This window comes from Phycobacter azelaicus (genome assembly GCF_014884385.1).
Lineage (GTDB): Bacteria > Pseudomonadota > Alphaproteobacteria > Rhodobacterales > Rhodobacteraceae > Phycobacter > Phycobacter azelaicus.
The window spans coordinates 2,023,785-2,041,624 of the sequence record NZ_WKFH01000003.1 but is presented as its reverse complement, the minus strand read 5'-3'; the positions used below and the strand labels follow the sequence as shown (position 1 = coordinate 2,041,624).

The following is a 17,840-nucleotide window of genomic DNA, read 5'->3' as shown; positions in this document are numbered from 1 at the left end:
TCGGTTTATCGGAAATATCGACGCCGTTCTGACCGAAATTCAGACGGTTTAGGCAAAATGCGCTTTGAAAACGGATCACAGCTCTGCTTTATCCTGAAGAACGTCGGAAATTAGGCCGCCATCAAGCGAACACGCGCGGCCCACCGGGCCAACAGTCACACAGGTAAGAGGACACCCGCTTGGACACATTCGACAGGTTGATCCTGAATGCCATTCAGACCAACAACCGCCTGACCGCAGAAGCACTGTCAAAACAGGTCAGCCTTTCACCGGATGCCTGCCGCAAACGCCTGGCACGACTGCGTTCACAAGGATATGTCGATGCGGATATCGCCGTGCTCAACCCGGAGAAGCTGGGTCGCGGCCTGATGCTGATTGTCGAGGTATCACTTCAAAGCGAGCGACCCAGCGACATCGACCGCTTCCGCCGCCGCATGAGCGAGGCGCCCGAGGTCATGCAATGCTACTATGTGACGGGCAACGCCGATTTCATCGTCATACTGACCGCCCGTGACATGGCCGATTTCGAAGCTTTCACACGGGCGCATTTCTTTGACGAGGAGAATATCGCGCGGTTTCGCACCTCGGTGGTGATGAACCGGGTCAAGGCTGGTTTCTCGTTGCCAGTCCTGGAAGACGGGGCGACCTGAAATCGCCCCCGCCCTTAGTGTGTGTGCCCGCCGATCTTGCGCTCCATCAGGTGCTGGTACAGCCGCGGCGCGAGGCTGTTGATCCACCAGGCCAGATGGGCCACGCGCCCCACCGGTATCATCGGCTTGCGCCCCTCATACCCGCGCAGGATCTCTGCCGCCGCCGCTTCGGGGGTCATGTAATCCACACCGTCAGTGGCCGAACCAGGGCGCGCGGTGCCGTCGCTTTGGCGCTGATCGTTGCCTATATTCGTTGCCACGAAGGAAGGAGCGGCGATCAGAACATCAACGCCATGTGGCCCTTCTTCGGAGCGCAGCGATTTGAAGAACCCCTCAAGCGCGTGTTTCGACGCCGCATAGGACGTGCGATGATAGAGGGGCGTAAACCCCGCCACCGATGAGATTGCGATATGGGTACCTGCGGCGCGGCGCACCGCCGTCAGTAGCTGGCTCGCCATGGCGACCGCTGCAAAATAGTTGATCTCGAACACTCGGCGGTGGCTGGCCTCGTCAATTGTGTCAAAGCCCCCGATCTGGGTGATACCGGCGTTGTAGATCACCAGATCGATCACAGGATACTGCAGCAGAATATGTTGTACGGCGTCGCGCAACTGCTCACCGTCGGTCAGATCGCATCGGATCGGGATCTGGGTCTCGGTCCTTTCGAGCGCCGACACATCGAGATCCAGCAGAATAACGCGCCAGTGCCGCTCTTGCAGGGCGGCGGAAAGAGCGCGGCCCAGCCCCCCTGCGCCGCCGGAAATGATCGCTGTCTTCATAGTCCCGCCTGACGCCTCCAAAGGTCAAAGACTTCGGCGCTTGTTAGCTTGGGCGTGTAGCCAAAGTCGGTTTTTAGGGCACTGTTGTCCAACACCGGTCTATACTGCAAAAACCGCACCTGTTCGGGACCGTATTGCGTGAGGCCAAACGGTTTGGCCAAGGCAAGCACCGCCTTCAATATCCAGGGCGGCAGACGCAGCACGGGTTTGTTCAGCACCCGCGCCAGATCTGTCACTCCCATGGCGCCGTCACCGGCCACGTTGAATACTCCAGTGGGGCCATCCGTGGCTGCCCGCGCCAGGATCCGCGCCAGATCACGCGTCCAGATGAAGACGAAAGGGCTTTCGCTTCCCGCCACCGCCAAGAGGCGCGACCGATGGAACAGCGCGGTGATCTGATTCTCGGTGCCCTCCCCCAGCACTGTGCCGACGCGCAGCACCACCTGCTCCAGCTGGGGTGCCGTGTTTCGATATTCGGCAAGCATCTCCTCGACCTGCCGCTTGTGATCGGAATAGGCAAACTCCCGGTTACCGCGCAGGCTGTCGGTTTCGCGCAATGGCACCGGGTTATCCGCGTGATAGCCATAGGCCGCGCCGGAAGAGGTGACGACAATACGTCCCACACCATGTGCAACCGCTGCCTCCAGCACCTTGCGCGTACCTTCGACATCCACCGCATAGGCCAAATCCCGTCCACTGCCCTTGGGCGGGGTCGCGATGGAGGCCAGATGCACGATGACATCGGGCTTTTCCTGGCCAATCACGCAGGCGGGATCCTCCGTGGTGACATCCATGCGCCGGAACTCTGCCCCTTCGGGCAGGTCTGCGGGCGTGGCAAGGTCCGAGGCGATGATGCGGCAACCCTGCAATTCTTGCAGCAGGGCGCGGCCCACCATGCCGGCCGCGCCTGTGATCAAGATCGTCTTTCTCATCTTGCAGCCTCCGTCCGGGACATCAGCGCCGCCAAGGCAAGGCCAGATATGGCATGCCAGATCCCCCAGAATGCCGCCGCCACCGCCATGCCGCCTAGCCCGCCGAAGAAGGCAAAGATCAGGACAAGGCCAAGGCCCGAGTTCTGAATGCCTGTTTCAATCGTTACCGCGCGCCGGTCATAGGGCGAAAGGCCTGCCAGCGTCGCAGAGCCCCAGCCGCCACCCAACGCAAGCGCGTTGTGCAAGACCACAAGGCCCGCGACCGCGCCCGCAAATTGCAGGAAAAACGCCCAGTTGGCGGCCAGAGCCAGCACGATGAAGGCAATGAAAATGCCCATCGAAAGCCATTGCAATGGCCGCCGGATACGGTCGGTCCAACCGGGTCTGCGCATGTTGAGCTGTACCCCCAGCACGAGCGGCAGCACCAGCATCAGCCCAACGGTGATGGCAATCTGCAGCGGGTCGATTTCGGTCTGCTGCAAGATCGCGCGCGTGGGCGGATAAAGCCCGCCCCAAAGCCCGATGTTGATGGGCGTCAGCAGGATCGCCCCCACCGTGGCAAAGCCCGTCATCGACACCGACAGGGCGGAATTCCCACCTGCGCGGTGGGTGATGAAATTGGAGATATTCCCCCCCGGACAGGCCGCCACAAGGATAAGCCCCAGCGCAATCGAAGGGTGGGGCGCCGTCAGCCAGACCATCGCGAAGGTAAGAACCGGCAGGACCACGAACTGAGACAGAAGCCCCACGATCAGCGGCTTTGGCGCCCGGCGCAAGCGGTGGAAATCGGCGGGCTTCAGGTCAATGGCGATCGAGAACATCACCACCGCAAGGATAGCGTTCAACAGCGTCAGCGAGGCGGGGCTGAAATTCAGCGTGATCTCGTCTATCCCGCTCATGCGCCTGCCCCGGATAGGCGCTTGATCCAAGCAGTCACTGCTTTGCGATAGGTCGCCTTGTCCACGTAATAGGCCATCCGAGCGAGCTTCAGATAGGCCATGCCGCCGGTAGCACGCTCGAACCCTGCGGCCTTTTCATCTCTCAACGCTCTGGCCTCGGCATTGCCGGTTTGCAGACCCTTGATATAGCGGGCGACCATCTCGGCCTGCTCGTGCCGGCCCTGCCAGCCAAGGCCGCTGGCCTCTACCATGCCCAAAACGAACAGGTCGTCACGGCCCGGGTGCATCGCATTGAGGTACAGATGCGGCGCATCGCCCTGCCAGTTCAAGAGCGCCTGGTCAATGAAGGGGTAATGCAGCTTATAGCCCGTGGCGGCGAGGATCATGTCATAGTCGGCTTGGCTGCCATCGACAAACTTCACGGTCTTGCCTTCGATCCGGTCGATATCTGGTCGGATCTTCAGATCGCCGTGCCCCGCATGATAGAGCACCAGCGAATTCACCACCGGGTGGCTTTCGTAAAGCTGGTAGTCGGGCTTTGGAAACCCGTACTTCTGCGGATCGCCCACGAACCATTTCAGGATCATCCCGTCGATGCGCCGCTTGAGCCACATGGGCAGCTGGATCAGCCCGCCCATGGTATCCGCCGGTTTGCCAAAGACGTATTTGGGCACGAAGTAATAGCCGCGCCGCATGGAGAGATCGCAGGAGACGCCGTGATGAATGGCATCCACCGCAATGTCACAACCGGAGTTGCCCGCGCCCACCACCAGCACGCGCTTTCCGCCGAACTGTTCAGCCTTGCGGTACTGGCTGGAGTGGATCAGCTCGCCCGCGAATTCGCCCGGAAAGGTGGGCATATTTGGCTCCGACAGCGTGCCATTGGCGATCAGCACGCCCGCGAACTCCTCGCTATGCTCGCCCTCAGGGTCGCGCCAGGTTACGCGCCAACCCTCGCCTGGGTCACCCAGAGGCTCGGTCTTCAGCACCTCGGCATTGAACTGGTAGTGCTGGCGCAGTCCGAAATGATCTGCAAAGTCGTGGAAATACGCCTTCAGATCCCGGTGCGAGGGGTATTCGGCCACCTCGTCCTTCATGGGAAAATCGGCAAATTCCGTCATCCGCTTGGATGAGATCAAATGCGCGCTTTCGTACATCGTGGACTTTGGCCCATCGATATCCCACAAACCGCCCACATCCGAATGCAGTTCAAACCCCTGAAAGGGAATGCCTTGTTCGACCAATACCTTGGCCATGGCCAGCCCCATCGGCCCAGCGCCGATAAGGGCATAGCGCCCGCGCGTTTCCGTCATAAGTCCTCCCTGTCCTCCGGCTTTAGGTTGAACAACTGTTCAAAATAAGGCAAGATCTTTTCGTCAAAGGGAGTTTTTCGTGGAAAAACAACGCAAAAGAGCGCCATCGGCCCGGTCGTTGCAAACCAAGGCGCGCATCCTGGATGCCGCCGAACAGCTTTTTGCGGAGCGGGGATTCGAAGGCGCCTCCCTGCGCGATATCGCAAAGCTGGCCGACGTGCAGGTGGGCCTGGTGCATCATCATGGCGGCGGCAAGGAGGAGCTTTTTCACCAGACCGTCACCCGACGCGCCGATGAGCTGGCTTCGCTGCGTCTTGAGCGGCTTGAGGCGCTGAAACAGTCGGGCGAAGTCTCCTTGCGCGGTCTTCTGGATGTCTTCATGCGGGCCTATGTGACGCTGGCCCAAACCGGCGGGGCGCAATGGCAGCATTACGGGCGCCTTGTTGCGCATGTCTCTGCCGACCCGCGCTGGCGTGCGCTGGCCGCCCAGTGTTTCGACCCAACCGCCAACCGCTTTATCGAGGAGATCATGACCCTCCACCCCGACGCAGAGCGGCAGGCCGCTGCAACGGGTCAGGTCTATTCGGTGGCCGCCATGCTCGCCTTTCTCAATACCGGCTGGCGAATCGAGGCGCTCAGCCCCGGAGCCGCAGAAGCACAGGTGGATCAGCTCATTGATTTCTGCACCGCCGGGATGGAGGCGATCCTGACGCCGAAAACGGAGTAATCGTGTCTAGAGCGATTGGCCAAGACTGATCAGCGGACTGAGCCGCGTGCATACGGGCGCCAGTGGCTGCTTGGCCTTGCGCGCCTGCAGGACAATCATTGCGGCCCGCTCTCCGATTTCGCGGCGGCAAGCATCGGTAGTTGCCAGTTCCAGCGGCAGGCCCTGAAGGATCTGAAGATTGTTGAAACCAGCCAGCGCCACATCCCCCGGCACCGAGAGCCCCGCTGCCTGACAATGCATCAAGCCACCCAAACTCATGACGTCAGAGGAATAGTAGATGCAATCAAGGTCGGGGCTGCGCCCCAGCATTTGCGCGGTCAGCTGTCGCCCGGTCTGGATCGAGCTTTCCCCGGCATAGTGTTCGCGGTCCAAGAGCGTAACGCCCTGGTCTGCCAGCCCTTCAACAAAGCCGTCAAAACGTTTTCTGGCACGAAAATCCTGCGGCATCTTGGTGCCGATAAAGCCGACCCGCCGGTAGCCGCGCGCCAGGATCTGCGCCGCCATATCGCGGCCCGCCTGCAGGTGCGAGATGCCCACGCAATGCCCCACCGGGGTTCCATCCACATCCATAACTTCCACCACCGGGCAATCGGCCTGCGCCATCATCCGGCGCGTCGCCTCGCTATGCTCCAGCCCCGCCACGATCAGACCGGAAGGACGCCAGCTGAGCATTTCGCGGATGACCTCCTCTTCCTCTTCCAGCTCATAGCTCGACACCCCGACCACAGGCTTCAAAGGCGTTTCTTTGAGGACCGAGGATATGCCCGAAAGCACTTCGGGGAAGACAAAACTGTTGAGCGACGGAACCACCACGGCCACCAGATTGACCGATTGTGACGACAGCGATCCGGCGATGCGATTTGGCACGTAGCCGTGGGCGCGAGCGATTTCTTCCACGCGGGCACGCGTCGCCTTTGAGACATCCGCCGTGCCCCGCAATGCCCGCGAAGCGGTCATCTCGCTGACACCGGCAAGGCGCGCGACATCCTTCAAGAGCAGTTTCTTGGTCTCAGGTTTTGTCACGGCTTTGTCCCGGTCCGATGGTTCAGAATTCTGCGCTTGGCTTTCATGGCGCATCGTCCAGCACTTTGCCCGCCACCGCAAGAGGCAGTGCAACGCCATGTCGACGCTTCCTCCAAGAGACTTGATTTTCGATTTCGTTATCGATAACGATGCGCTGAACACAAGATGTTAGCGATACCGCTATCGATACCGCCTAGGCATCTTGTAATCTTCAGCAGACGGAGGCAGAAGCCATGACCCTCAAAATCGCAATCAATGGATTTGGCCGGATCGGTCGCGGCGTACTGCGGGCGCTTTTGGAACGGGGGGACACAGACATCGACGTTGTTGCCATCAACGATCTGGCCCCGGCAGAAACTCTGGTGCACCTTCTGAAATATGATTCCGTCCATGGCCGCCTGCGCAGCCCTGTGGCTCTGTCTGACGGCTCCTTGCGGGTCGGTCGCCACACAATCCGGCTAAGTAGCGAGCGCAAGCCCGCCGATCTGCCTTGGGGCGATGTGGACATCGCCTATGAATGCACCGGCCTGTTCACAAAACGCGATGCGGCCGCGGCGCATCTTGAGAATGGCGCAAAACGCGTTCTGATCTCGGCGCCGGGCACGGACGTGGACCGCACCGTCGTCTACGGCGTCAACCATATGGACCTGACTGCCGAAGACCTGATCGTCTCCAATGCCTCCTGCACGACCAACTGCCTGGCGCCCGTAGCTCAAGTTCTGGACCGCGCATTCGGGATAAAGACCGGCTACATGACAACGATCCATGCCTACACCGGGGATCAGCCGACCCATGACAGCCCCCACAAGGATCCCTATCGCGCCCGTGCGGCGGCCTTGTCGATGATTCCGACCTCCACTGGCGCTGCCCGCGCCATTGCCGAGGTCCTCCCACATCTGAAAGGGCGGCTTGAGGGCTCTGCCATCCGGGTGCCGACACCCAATGTCTCTGTCGTTGATCTGAGTTTCGTGCCCGAACGCCCCACCACGGTCAAGAGCGTGAATGCTGCGATCAAAGCGGCGGCCTCATCCGATCTGGTAGGCATACTGGCCTATGAAGAGGACCCAATGGTCTCGGTGGATTTCAACCACGATCCGCATTCATCGTGCTTTGCAGCCGCCCAGACAGCCGTCACGGCGGAGGGGCTGGTCCGGGTGGTCAGCTGGTACGACAACGAATGGGGTTTCTCGAACCGGATGCTCGACACGGGCCGCCACATGGGCCGCCTGCTGCGGTCGCAGGACATCCCGTTGGCCAGCTAAAGCCCCTTCCCCGGAGCGTCAGAACGCGCGGTGAGCACTATCGTCCGCGCCTTCTGTATTTGGTGTATCAAGCGGGGCCGGACGACCATAAAGATATCCCTGCAGAATATCGCAGCCGAGGTCCGACAGGATCTTGGACTGGGTCTGCGTCTCGATCCCCTCTGCTGTCACCTGCATGTTCAGACGGTTACCCAGCATCAGGATCGTCTCGATGACCTGTCGTGAGCGTTCCGGATCTCTCTCCAGCCCGGCCACGAAAGAACGGTCCACCTTGAGCCGGTCAAAGCCGAAGCGCCACAGATACCCCAGACTGGAAAAGCCTGTACCGAAATCATCCATGGCAAGCGATACGCCCATCTCTTTCAGCGTATCGATCTGATAGGCCACTGCCGGATCATCATCGAGCAGGAGGGATTCCGTAATCTCCAGTTCCAGCCGGTGCGGGGCCAGCCCGGACTCCTCAAGCGCGGAGCGGACGATTTCAGGCAATTCACCATCCCAAAGCTGCGCCGCCGAAAGGTTGACCGAAATGGTGCTGTGATCGTCTCGCGCGGCGATCTCCTGCGTGGCGGAGCGGATCACCCAGGCGCCGATCTCTCCGATCAGGCCCAGTTCTTCGGCAATCGGGATAAAGACGGAAGGCGAAATCTCCGATCCGTCCTCGTCATGCATCCGCAAAAGGGCCTCATAACCGACCACCTGCTCGGAATGCGCATCCACCAGACATTGGTACAGAATCTTGAAATTCTTGTCTTTCGTCGTCTGACGCAGACGGGCATGCATAGCCATACGCTGGCGGTAGTCCTCGCCCATCTGCTCACCATAGACGGAAAACGTGTTCCGTCCGTTCGATTTCGAATGGTAAAGCGCGGCATCAGCGTCCGACAGGGCCGCGCTGAGATCCCGGTCCCGCGCAACAAAGGCAATGCCCGCACTCACCGACGCCTCGATCACGGCCTCTTCGTGCTGGAAGGCTTCGGCAGCGTCATGGATGATGCTGCGGACCCGCCCGATAATACTGTCATGCTCAGTCTCGTCTTGGCCCATATGCTTGAAACCGATGACGAATTCGTCGCCGCCAAAGCGCGCAAGAAGATCGCTGTGATGCGTGCAGCTGCGCAGAATGCCCGCGATGTGAACGAGGAAGGCATCGCCAACCGCATGTCCATGGAGATCGTTGATGGCCTTGAACTTGTCCGCATCAAGGTAGCAGATTGCCGCCAGCTTCCCTTCCGTCAGCAGAACATTCGCGCGGTCGATGAACTCGCGCCGATTCATCAGGCCGGTCAGGGCATCGTATCTGGCCAGGTACTCCACCTCATGCTGCGAGGTCTCGGTGCGCTTTTTTTGCAGCAGATAGGCGATATAGGGCACCGAGAACAAAACGGCGCAGACCGCCGTCAGAAATATCGCAAAGTGGCTGAAGCTATCATGGAAGTAAACGTGCGTATCGGTCTGGTCCAAGTAGATCTCTGCGACTCCGAAGATCTCTCCATCCGCATTCAGAAGCGGCACGTAGGCCTCGGCGTAAAGCTCGGGCCGGTCCGGCTTTTCGGACCCGTCATGCACCGTGGCAAAGGGTACATGCGAGGCAATGACCTTCAGCGCCTCGGGATCCGGTTCAGACGCCGGCTGCTGCAGAGGATCGTCAAGCATCGACTGATCCGAAACCAGCACAAGCCGCCCTTGGGCGTCGAACAGCTTGAAGCGGAACACATCGACAAACTGGCGAAGATTACGTATCGCGCGGATCTGATCCGGAGCCGGCACCGGGTTTTCTAGCAGGTCTTCGATGTCGCGGATCTGGGACGACATGTGCCGTGCGTGATGCATAGCCTTGTCCACCGACATTCGGCTAATCGTCTCGTGGACGCTGGTGTGGGTCGCATACCCTATGCCAACTGCCAGCGTGAGCAGCGCCAAGGCCAGAAACCCCAAGAGTCTAAACAACATGAACCCACCCCCAAAATGGACACGTCATGATTGCGCCTTTGGTCTTAAAATCTGTTGAACAAACCAAAATCCGCAGTTGCAGGGGCTATGGATCGAGGCGTTAAGCGGGCCGAGTTTGTCGAAAATGCGAATTTGGCAGACGGTCCTGTCGCGTCTTTTTGACCTCCGCTTATCCGCTGAGTCGGCCGACTTGGCTGTTCTTGGTCAACAAAGTCGGCAGATATCCCGTCCGCATGCCCACCAAAAACCACCTGCCACACAAAATCACCTTTCAAAAAGGCTGCGCAAACGCCTGTTCTTCCGAAATAAACACCTCGGTCTCCAAGTCCGTTACGGACATGCGGCAGAAGCAACCATCGACATATCAGAGGACGCAGCGGTAAGGTTAACGCAGGTTAACGCGCATAAAGCCCAAAATTTTGATTTTTAGACAAAGGAGAACCATAATGAGAGCTTTGCAACTCGCAACAGCGCTCTGCCTGTCCCTGCTTCCCGCCACACACATCAATGCTGCGACCCTAGTCAGCCAGTTCACATTTGACTCCGGTTTCACGGATTCGCAGGGCGGTGCATCCGCATCCGGATCCGGGTCCGTGTCGGGCGGGCGATACAACTTTGCCGCCAACCAGGGGCTTGGTGTATCGATGGGGTCCAGCCTGCTGACCTACTCGATCCTCTTCGGGGTCGAGCTCGACGTCATTTCAGGCTACCGCAAGCTTATTGATGTCTCCGGCCTGTCTTCGGACTCTGGCCTCTACAACCTGAACGGGGCTTTGAGATACTATAGTCCGACCTCCGCCACTGGCGGGACGATATTGGCAAACGTGGACACAGTCATCGGCGTGACCTACGACGGCGCGACCACGACGGGTTACGTCAACGGCAGCCAGGCCTTCTCGGTCAGCGGTGGGCTGGGCACGCTCAGCGCCTTTACAATGGTCGAGGACGACACCGCTACCGGAAAAAGGGAAGCCACGTCGGGCACGCTGGACTTCCTCGAAGTCTACAGCGGCGTCATGAGTTCCTCCGAAATGGCAACCTACACGGGGCCGAGCCCAGTGCCGCTGCCCGCCGGTGGCGTCCTGTTGCTGACCGGTCTGCTTGGCGCAGCCAGCCTGAAGCGCCGCAACAGCCGCGCGGCCAAGGCCGTTTGATCAGATCAAACGGTGCACATGCTTTCAGCTAAGTGAAACAACGAAGCCGTGCGGTTTGAAGACCCTTCAAATCGCACGGCTTCCTTTTTTGGCTTTGTGCCTGTACCGCATCCGGCCCCACGCCGTTGCAGAGGCAGCCCCTTCGGTCAGATACGGAACACCGGCTGCAACAGGCGCGGTATGAAGGAGCGGAACCGCAAGGCAGCATCCGTCGCCGCAAGGCAGATACAGGCCGGACCTTCATCGGCAATCGGCGTATGCTCCAGATCGCTGTTTGCGATCTCCATGTCCCCGACGCCGAACCGGCCGGTTTCATCGCTGAAGGCCCCTTGCAATACGAGAGTAAGTTCCAGACCGTTGTGGCCGTGATCAGGCACCGCCTGCCCGCCAGGAATGTAAAGAAGCCGCACGCTGCCGTTCTTGCCATGGGACAGGATCGACTGGCGCACCCCCATGCCGAGCGGTTTCCACTTGGGAGGAAGGCCACCCAGTGCCTCCATCACCGGAGCCGGGAAAATGCCCGAGCGCTCATAGGTTGGTGGCGACTCGAACGGGTCATCCAGCGCATCCATCAGGCGCGCCTTCATGTCGGACGACACCGAGATCGACTGGTCAGAGGCCGCAAATTCTTCCAGCATTGCACCGCCAACGGCCTCGTGCGCGCCAAGACGGGCGCGGCACTCGTCACACATCGAGATATGCGTCGCCAGCACAAGCGAAAACGCCTGGTCCAGGTTGCCTGCCGCATAGGCAATCAGCAACTCGTCTGGGATATGATGGGTAATCCCGCTCATGTCGTCTCAGTTCCCTTCAATTCGTGCCGCAACCGTTCCAGCCCCAGCCGGATGCGGGATTTAATCGTGCCAAGCGGCAAACCCGTCTCGGCGCGGATATCAGAGTGGGTCAGCTCGCCGAGGTAGGCCTTCTCAACCATTTCGCGCTGTGCGGGTTTGAGCCGTGCCAGTGCCTCTCTCAGGCGTGTGGTCTCCTGCTCAAGCGCCACGATCTGGCTTGCGTCTTCCTGCACCTCTTCGGGTTGCTTCAACTCTTCCGGTACGGGCCGCCGCTCCTTTCGGATCACATCGATCTGGCGATTTCGCGCGATCTGGTAGATCCATGACGACACCTGGGCCCGCTGGGGGTCAAACAGATGCGCCTTGCGCCAGACGGTCAACATCACGTCCTGCACGATGTCCTCGGCCTGCCCCGGAGGTATCCCCGAGCGGCAGATCACGCCCTTCAGGCGGGGCGCAAAGTGATCGAACAGCTGCCCAAAGGCCACGCGGTCCCGTTTGTCCCGTACAGCCAGCATCCACAGTGTTTGCTCGGACGGTGTCTGCTCGGACGGTTTTGTCTTGTCCACGTCTTTCCTTTCCCGCAAGCGCGAGGTGTCCTCACTCACCCTAACGGGTGACGCAGGCACTTCAAGTGCGGGCTCGACGTCTACTTCCAACATAACCCCACTACGCGGTGCATCCTTTGACGGATCATTTTTCCGCAAATTTTTTTCATGGGGCACAGCGAGCAGTCCCGTCACCTTGTCATCACTGTCGGTCCAACCGGAGTCCGCGGCCGGGGCTGAATGAACAAAGTTTTGATCCGCTTTCCTGCAGCCTGCGTAACCGTTGAAAAGAAACGGAGATCACATGTCCTTTGATGCCCCACCTCTTCCCCGCCAGCGCATCGCCATCGTCGGCGGCGGCATTTCTGGTCTGGCTGCGGCTTACCGCCTTTCGCCCGGCCACGACGTGACCCTGTTCGAGGCCGCGCCGCGCCTCGGTGGCCATGCGCGCACCGTGACGGCGGGGCTTCGCGGGGATCAGCCCGTGGACACCGGGTTCATTGTCTTCAATTTCGTGAACTACCCGCATCTGACGGCAATGTTCCGCGATCTGGAGGTGCCCATCGTCAAAAGCGACATGACCTTTGGCGCCAGCATCGACGACGGGGCCGTGGAATATGGCCTGAAGACGCTTTCAACACTCTTTGGCCAGCCCTCAAACGCACTGAGACCGGCCTTTTATGGTATGGTGCGCGACATCCTGCGCTTCAACGCCCGCGCGGTCGAGGCCGCCCAGAGCGACGACGTGACGATCGGGCAGTTGATGGAAGACCTGCGTCTTGGCGACTGGTTTCAGCGCTACTACCTGATGCCCATCTGCGGTGCGATCTGGTCCACTCCGATGGAGGAAATTCGCGGCTTTCCTGCCAAGGCGCTGGTCCAGTTCTTCCGCAATCACGCACTGCTCAGCGCCACCGGCCAGCACCAGTGGTGGACGGTGAAGGGTGGCAGCATCGAATATGTGCGCAGGCTCGAAGCGCATCTGCGCGCCACCGGATGCACCCTGCGCCCCGGCACTCCGGTCCAGTCGGTAGAGCGGCACCCCGGCGGTGTTACCATCCGCCTGCCGCAAGGCGAAGCGCAGGAGTTCGATCAAGTCATCATGGCCTGCCACTCCGATGACTCCCTGCGCCTGCTGGCTAACCCGACCGCCAAGGAAGAAGTGCTACTCGGGGATATGCGCTATCAAGACAACGAGGTGATCCTGCACCGCGATGCCGGTCAGATGCCGAAACGCCGCGCCTGCTGGTCCTCCTGGGTCTACAAGGCCGAGGCACGCGACACCCGCCCGGCAATCGGCGTCACCTACTGGATGAACCGCTTGCAGAACATTCCTGAAGACGATCCGCTATTCATCTCTCTCAACCCGGTCAGCCCGGTGCGCGAAGAGATGATCTATGACGTCAACACCTTCCGTCACCCGGTCTTTGACCGTGCCGCGATGCGCGCTCAGAAAGAAATTCAGAAAATCCAGGGCGACAACAACACATGGTTTGCCGGTGCCTACCTGCGCCACGGCTTCCACGAAGATGGTTTTGCCAGCGCCGTACGCGTTGCCCGCGCGATCGAGGCAAAGACCACCGCTCGGATCGCCGCATGAGCCTGACCTCTGCGCATCCCTGGCCCGATCACATTGCGGGCCACACCACCCACGCAAGGCGCGGCAGCATCCGCAATGCCTTTCGTTATGGTGTGGACTATGTGCTCATCGACCCTTTGTGCGAGGCCACGCCGAGGCTGTTTTCCCGCAACGGTCTGAACCTTGCATCGGTCAATGACCGCAACCATGGCGGCCCCATCGGCGCGGGACGTGGCTTGCCCTGGGCGCGCGAGGTTTTTGAGACCGCAGGTCTGGACCTTGAAGGGCTGCAGATCCTCCTGCTGACGCAACCCAGCTTCCTGTGGTACAATTTCAACCCTGTCAGTTTCTGGCTGGCGATGGAGGGGGAGGACCTGCGTGCGGTGATTGCAGAGGTCTCCAACACGTTCGGAGACCGCCACAGCTACCTGTGCCACCGGGACGGATTTGATGCGATCCGGGCCGGGGACGAGATCACCGCGCAAAAGATCTTTCACGTCTCCCCTTTTCAAAAGATCGCCGGAGAGTACCGGTTCCATTTCGACATCCGCCCGGACCGGATTGCTATTCGCATCGCGCTGAAAGACGGTCAGGACGGCGTGATTGCGACCCTGTTCGGGCGGCGCCAGCCGCTGAGCAATGTATCGATCCTGCGGGCCAGCCTGCGCCGACCCTTTGGCGCCTTTCGGACCATCGCGCTGATCTACTGGCAGGCACTGAAACTCAAACTCAAGGGGGCGCCCTATCGCGAGCGCCCCCTGCCCCCGAAACAGGAGGTCAGCTGATGCTTTTCATTACAAACCGCGTAAAACGCGACTTTCTCGACAGTTGCGCTCGCATCCGAAAAGGCAGTTTACGCCTTACGACCCCCGAGGGCGAAGTGCATGATTTCGGAAAGGGCGCGCCAGAGGCCGAGATGGTAATTTTCGACTGGGCTGCCGTAACAGCAATGGCAGCACGTGGCGACATCGGTATGGGGGAAACCTACATCGAAGGTCTGTGGGAAACCTCCAGCATCGAGACGCTGATCCATGTCGCCTTGCTGAACCTCGACTACTTTGGCGATTTTGCCTATCCGAGCTTCTGGAGCGGACTAAAGTTCCGCGCCGTTGACCGCATTCTTCGCGCCAATTCGATCCGCGGTTCGGCCCGCAACATCAAGGCGCATTACGATGTGGGCAACGAGTTCTACCAGCTGTGGCTGGATAGCAGCATGACCTATTCTTCGGCGCTATTTGCCCCCGGGGACAATGACCTGGAACGCGCTCAGAACCGCAAATACGACCGCGCCTTGAGCCGCCTTTCGCAAGGAGAGCGCATTCTGGAGATCGGCTGCGGCTGGGGCGGCTTTGCCGAACGCGCCGCTGACAGTGGTCGTCATGTAACTGGCCTCACCATCTCGCCCAGCCAGCACGGGTACGCAGATGCCCGCCTTGACGGGCGCGCCGCGATCGAGTTGTGCGATTATCGCAAATCGCAAGGCACTTTCGACAATATCGTCTCGATCGAGATGATCGAAGCGGTGGGCGAACGCTATTGGCCCAGCTACTTCTCGACAGTGAAATCGCGCCTGGCCGAGGGCGGCAAGGCCGTGGTTCAGGCGATCACCGTTCAGGACAGCTATTTCGACATCTACCGCAACTCCTCGGACTATATCCGCCAGTACACCTTCCCAGGCGGTATGCTTTTGTCCGATGCGGTGATCTCGCATCAGGCGCGGCAAGCCGGCCTAAAGGTCACCAACTCCTTTGCGTTTGGGCAGGATTATGCCCGCACCTGCCGGATGTGGGCCGAACGCCTGACCGAACGCGCGCCCAAGATCCTCGAACTTGGTTACGATCAGGCATTCTTGCGCAACTGGCGCTACTACCTTGAAATCTGCGCCGGCTCTTTTGCGGCGGGTCAGACAGATGTGGTGCAGGTGGAGCTGAGCCATGCGTAGCAAGATCTTTACATCCCTGATCGCAATCGCCACCGCCGCGACGCTGCTTGGGCCCGCCGCAGCCTCGGCCAACCTCAGGACATATGGCCTGATGCAGCCGGTCGAACTGGGTACTGCAACACTTCGCTGGCTTGGCATCGCCGTTTACCGCGCCCGCCTGCACACCGATGGCGCCAACAGCTTCGATTGGAGTCGGCCGCTGGCGCTTGAAATCGAATACTTCCGCAGCATCGACCGCGAAGACCTGACGGAATCAACCCGCTCCGAAATCGAGCGTATTGAAGGCGCGAAAGCGGATCTTGATACGCTGATCGGCAAGCTCGGCACCTGTTTTCGCAACGTGGGAAAGGGCGATGTCTTCACCGCTGTTTCTGTGACACCGGACAGCATGGCGCTTTATCTGAACGGGGAACGCACCTGCAACATTCGCCATGCTGGCGTGCGCAAACGGTTTCTTGGCATCTGGCTGTCCGAAAACAGCCGCTGCGCGCGACTGTCGGCAGAACTGCGGGGTGAGTGATGCATGCCGCCCGGATCAGTCTGTTTGCGCTCATGCTGGCTGCGGCCGGGCTGCCGCTTTACATCCATCTACCCCGCTATGCCACGGCTGAGCTGGGCCTGAGCCTTGCGACACTGGCCGCTGTTCTGGCAGGGATCCGGATCCTTGATTTCGTGCAGGATCCAGCCCTTGGCTGGCTGATCGACCGCTATCCGAGGGCGCGCAGCGCCTTTGCGGCCCTGTCCTGCATTGGCATGGCTGCGGGGTTTCTCTTGCTTTACACGCTTTTGCCCGGCTCAAATACGCTGATCTGGCTGGTGGCGGCTTTGGTCTTGTTGTTCAGTGCCTACAGCCTTGGCACCATCCTGTTTTACGGCCAAAGCCTTTCGCTGGCCGGATCGCAAGAGGCGCTGATCCGAATGGCCGGCTGGCGCGAGGGCGGCACCTTGACCGGCATCATCCTGGCTGCGCTGGCCCCCACCGTTTTAATGGCCCTTGGCGCGTCTGGGCAAGGTTACGGTGCTTTTGGCATGGCTCTGGCGGTGGTTTGCCTTGCGGTCTGGATGCTGACGCGCCCGCTGTGGCGCCTGCCTGCCCGCGCCGAAACTCCCTTGTCCCTGACCGCCCTCCATGGTGCTGGCGGCACACGCCTGTTGGTTCTGGCTCTGATCAACAGCCTGCCCGTGGCAATGACCTCGACACTGTTCCTGTTCTTCGTCGAAGAAAAACTGGGCCTTCCGGACCTGGCCGGTCCCTTTCTGATCCTGTTCTTTCTGGCCGCAGGGATTTCGGTGCCCTTCTGGACCCGCGTCAGCGCCAAATACGGCGCGCGACAAGTGCTGATCCCGGCTATGGCGTTGGCGATCATGTCCTTCATCTCTGCCGCGATCCTGCCCGAAGGCGCCGCTCTGGCCTTTGCCCTGATCTGCATCGGATCGGGCGCAGCCCTTGGCGCGGACATGGTCATCCTGCCGGTGCTGTTCTCCTCTGCCTTGGCGCGGGCCGGAATACAGGCGGGGCAGGCCTTTGGTCTCTGGAGCTTTGCCGCCAAGCTGGCCCTGGCCGCCGCTGCGCTGATCCTGCTTCCTGCGCTTGAGCTGAGCGGCTTCACTCCGGGCGAGCAGAACAGCGCTGCAGCGCTTGAGGCGCTCACGCTCGCCTATGCCGTTCTTCCCTGTCTCATCAAGCTACTGGCGATCGCACTGGTGGTGCGTTTGCCGCGCGAGGTCTCTGTCTCATGAAACTTGCCCTTATCATCCTTGTTGCCGTTCTGATCCTGGCCCTCTGGCGGCCCGGTTTCGGTTTTCGCTCCCAGCGGCTGGAACATTACGCGGATACCAGTCCGGCCTTTGACATTCAGGAACGCCTCTCAGGAAATCTCATCTCCGAAGGCATGATCTATGGTCCGCGCGGTCGCGTCGTGTCCCGCTTTGTGGCGCAGATGAGGGGCACCTGGGATGGGGCCACCGGCACCCTGAGCGAAGATTTCAATTACGCCAACGGGACCACCCAAGCGCGCAAATGGTACCTCAAAATGGGCGAGAACGGCCATTTTACCGCCACCGCTGATGACATCATCGGCACCGGCAAGGGCCGTCAGATGGGCGCGATGGTCGAGCTCAACTATCGCATCCGCCTGCCCGAAGACGCAGGCGGCCATGTGCTGGACGTGACCGACTGGATGTACCTGATGGAGAATGGCACCATTCTCAACCGTTCCGAAATGCGCAAGTTCGGCATAAAGGTTGTCGAGTTGATCGCGACCATGCGCCCGGCGGAGGGATAA

18 protein-coding genes are annotated in these 17,840 nt (G+C 60.3%); 10 read left to right on the top strand and 8 right to left on the bottom strand.

The features are described from left to right. Positions 1–179: 179 nt before the first annotated feature. The gene (locus INS80_RS10945; RefSeq protein WP_192965670.1) at positions 180–650 is read left to right on the top strand and encodes an Lrp/AsnC family transcriptional regulator; all 471 of its coding nucleotides are present in this window, start codon (positions 180–182) and stop codon (positions 648–650) included. A 14-nt stretch (positions 651–664) separates the two neighbouring features. Here the strand turns inward: INS80_RS10945 and INS80_RS10940 are convergent, their stop codons facing one another. From INS80_RS10940 to INS80_RS10925, 4 genes are read right to left on the bottom strand one after another with little or no spacing between them, the layout of a single operon-like run. Next, complete coding sequence (locus INS80_RS10940; protein ID WP_192965669.1) at positions 665–1,429, bottom strand: SDR family NAD(P)-dependent oxidoreductase; 765 nt, start codon at positions 1,427–1,429, stop codon at positions 665–667. After that, entirely contained in the window at positions 1,426–2,361 is a 936-nt protein-coding gene (locus INS80_RS10935; protein WP_192965668.1) for an SDR family oxidoreductase, read from the bottom strand. Before INS80_RS10935 ends, INS80_RS10940 begins: the two co-directional genes overlap by 4 nt. Beyond that, entirely contained in the window at positions 2,358–3,260 is a 903-nt protein-coding gene (locus INS80_RS10930; RefSeq protein WP_192965667.1) for a bile acid:sodium symporter family protein, read from the bottom strand. Before INS80_RS10930 ends, INS80_RS10935 begins: the two co-directional genes overlap by 4 nt. Next, complete coding sequence (locus tag INS80_RS10925) at positions 3,257–4,573, bottom strand: flavin-containing monooxygenase (RefSeq protein WP_192965666.1); 1,317 nt, start codon at positions 4,571–4,573, stop codon at positions 3,257–3,259. The genes INS80_RS10930 and INS80_RS10925 overlap by 4 nt, the downstream gene beginning before the upstream one ends. Positions 4,574–4,652: 79 nt before the next feature. Between INS80_RS10925 and INS80_RS10920 the strand changes: the two genes are divergently transcribed. Then, a complete protein-coding gene (locus INS80_RS10920) occupies positions 4,653–5,300 on the top strand; it encodes a TetR/AcrR family transcriptional regulator (protein WP_369411395.1) in 648 nt (215 codons plus the stop codon). Positions 5,301–5,306: 6 nt separating this feature from the next. Here INS80_RS10920 and INS80_RS10915 read toward each other — a convergent pair whose 3' ends face one another. After that, on the bottom strand, positions 5,307–6,323 hold the full coding sequence (locus INS80_RS10915; protein WP_369411394.1) for a LacI family DNA-binding transcriptional regulator: 1,017 nt from the start codon (positions 6,321–6,323) through the stop codon (positions 5,307–5,309). Positions 6,324–6,556: 233 nt separating this feature from the next. Here INS80_RS10915 and gap point away from each other — a divergent pair, with 233 nt between their 5' ends. Continuing rightward, positions 6,557–7,585: a type I glyceraldehyde-3-phosphate dehydrogenase gene (gene gap / locus INS80_RS10910; protein WP_192965664.1), complete on the top strand. Its 1,029-nt coding sequence runs from the start codon at positions 6,557–6,559 to the stop codon at positions 7,583–7,585. An 18-nt stretch (positions 7,586–7,603) separates the two neighbouring features. Here gap and INS80_RS10905 read toward each other — a convergent pair whose 3' ends face one another. Then, on the bottom strand, positions 7,604–9,538 hold the full coding sequence (locus tag INS80_RS10905; RefSeq protein WP_192965663.1) for a putative bifunctional diguanylate cyclase/phosphodiesterase: 1,935 nt from the start codon (positions 9,536–9,538) through the stop codon (positions 7,604–7,606). A gap of 446 nt (positions 9,539–9,984) precedes the next feature. On the opposite strand from INS80_RS10905, the gene INS80_RS10900 reads away from it, so the two are divergent. After that, positions 9,985–10,692 (top strand): VPLPA-CTERM sorting domain-containing protein, encoded by a 708-nt coding sequence (locus INS80_RS10900; RefSeq protein WP_192965662.1) that lies wholly within the window; start codon positions 9,985–9,987, stop codon positions 10,690–10,692. A 146-nt stretch (positions 10,693–10,838) separates the two neighbouring features. On the opposite strand, the gene INS80_RS10895 is transcribed toward INS80_RS10900, so the two are convergent. Together INS80_RS10895 and INS80_RS10890 are read right to left on the bottom strand one after the other, a co-directional pair. Beyond that, the gene (locus INS80_RS10895) at positions 10,839–11,486 is read right to left on the bottom strand and encodes a ChrR family anti-sigma-E factor (protein WP_192965661.1); all 648 of its coding nucleotides are present in this window, start codon (positions 11,484–11,486) and stop codon (positions 10,839–10,841) included. Further along, positions 11,483–12,148, bottom strand: a complete 666-nt coding sequence (locus tag INS80_RS10890; protein WP_192965660.1) for a sigma-70 family RNA polymerase sigma factor — start codon at positions 12,146–12,148, stop codon at positions 11,483–11,485. Before INS80_RS10890 ends, INS80_RS10895 begins: the two co-directional genes overlap by 4 nt. Before the next feature lie 190 nt (positions 12,149–12,338). On the opposite strand from INS80_RS10890, the gene INS80_RS10885 reads away from it, so the two are divergent. Genes INS80_RS10885 through INS80_RS10860 form a run of 6 tightly spaced genes read left to right on the top strand, consistent with a single transcriptional unit; the run spans position 12,339 to position 17,840 of the window. Further along, on the top strand, positions 12,339–13,634 hold the full coding sequence (locus INS80_RS10885; protein ID WP_192965659.1) for an NAD(P)/FAD-dependent oxidoreductase: 1,296 nt from the start codon (positions 12,339–12,341) through the stop codon (positions 13,632–13,634). Next, positions 13,631–14,398: a DUF1365 domain-containing protein gene (locus tag INS80_RS10880; protein ID WP_192965658.1), complete on the top strand. Its 768-nt coding sequence runs from the start codon at positions 13,631–13,633 to the stop codon at positions 14,396–14,398. Before INS80_RS10885 ends, INS80_RS10880 begins: the two co-directional genes overlap by 4 nt. Then, positions 14,398–15,555: an SAM-dependent methyltransferase gene (locus tag INS80_RS10875; protein ID WP_192965657.1), complete on the top strand. Its 1,158-nt coding sequence runs from the start codon at positions 14,398–14,400 to the stop codon at positions 15,553–15,555. The genes INS80_RS10880 and INS80_RS10875 overlap by 1 nt, the downstream gene beginning before the upstream one ends. Next, the gene (locus tag INS80_RS10870; RefSeq protein ID WP_192965656.1) at positions 15,548–16,075 is read left to right on the top strand and encodes a chalcone isomerase family protein; all 528 of its coding nucleotides are present in this window, start codon (positions 15,548–15,550) and stop codon (positions 16,073–16,075) included. Before INS80_RS10875 ends, INS80_RS10870 begins: the two co-directional genes overlap by 8 nt. After that, complete coding sequence (locus INS80_RS10865) at positions 16,075–17,295, top strand: MFS transporter (RefSeq protein ID WP_192965655.1); 1,221 nt, start codon at positions 16,075–16,077, stop codon at positions 17,293–17,295. The genes INS80_RS10870 and INS80_RS10865 overlap by 1 nt, the downstream gene beginning before the upstream one ends. Then, a complete protein-coding gene (locus INS80_RS10860) occupies positions 17,292–17,840 on the top strand; it encodes a DUF3833 domain-containing protein (RefSeq protein ID WP_192965654.1) in 549 nt (182 codons plus the stop codon). Before INS80_RS10865 ends, INS80_RS10860 begins: the two co-directional genes overlap by 4 nt.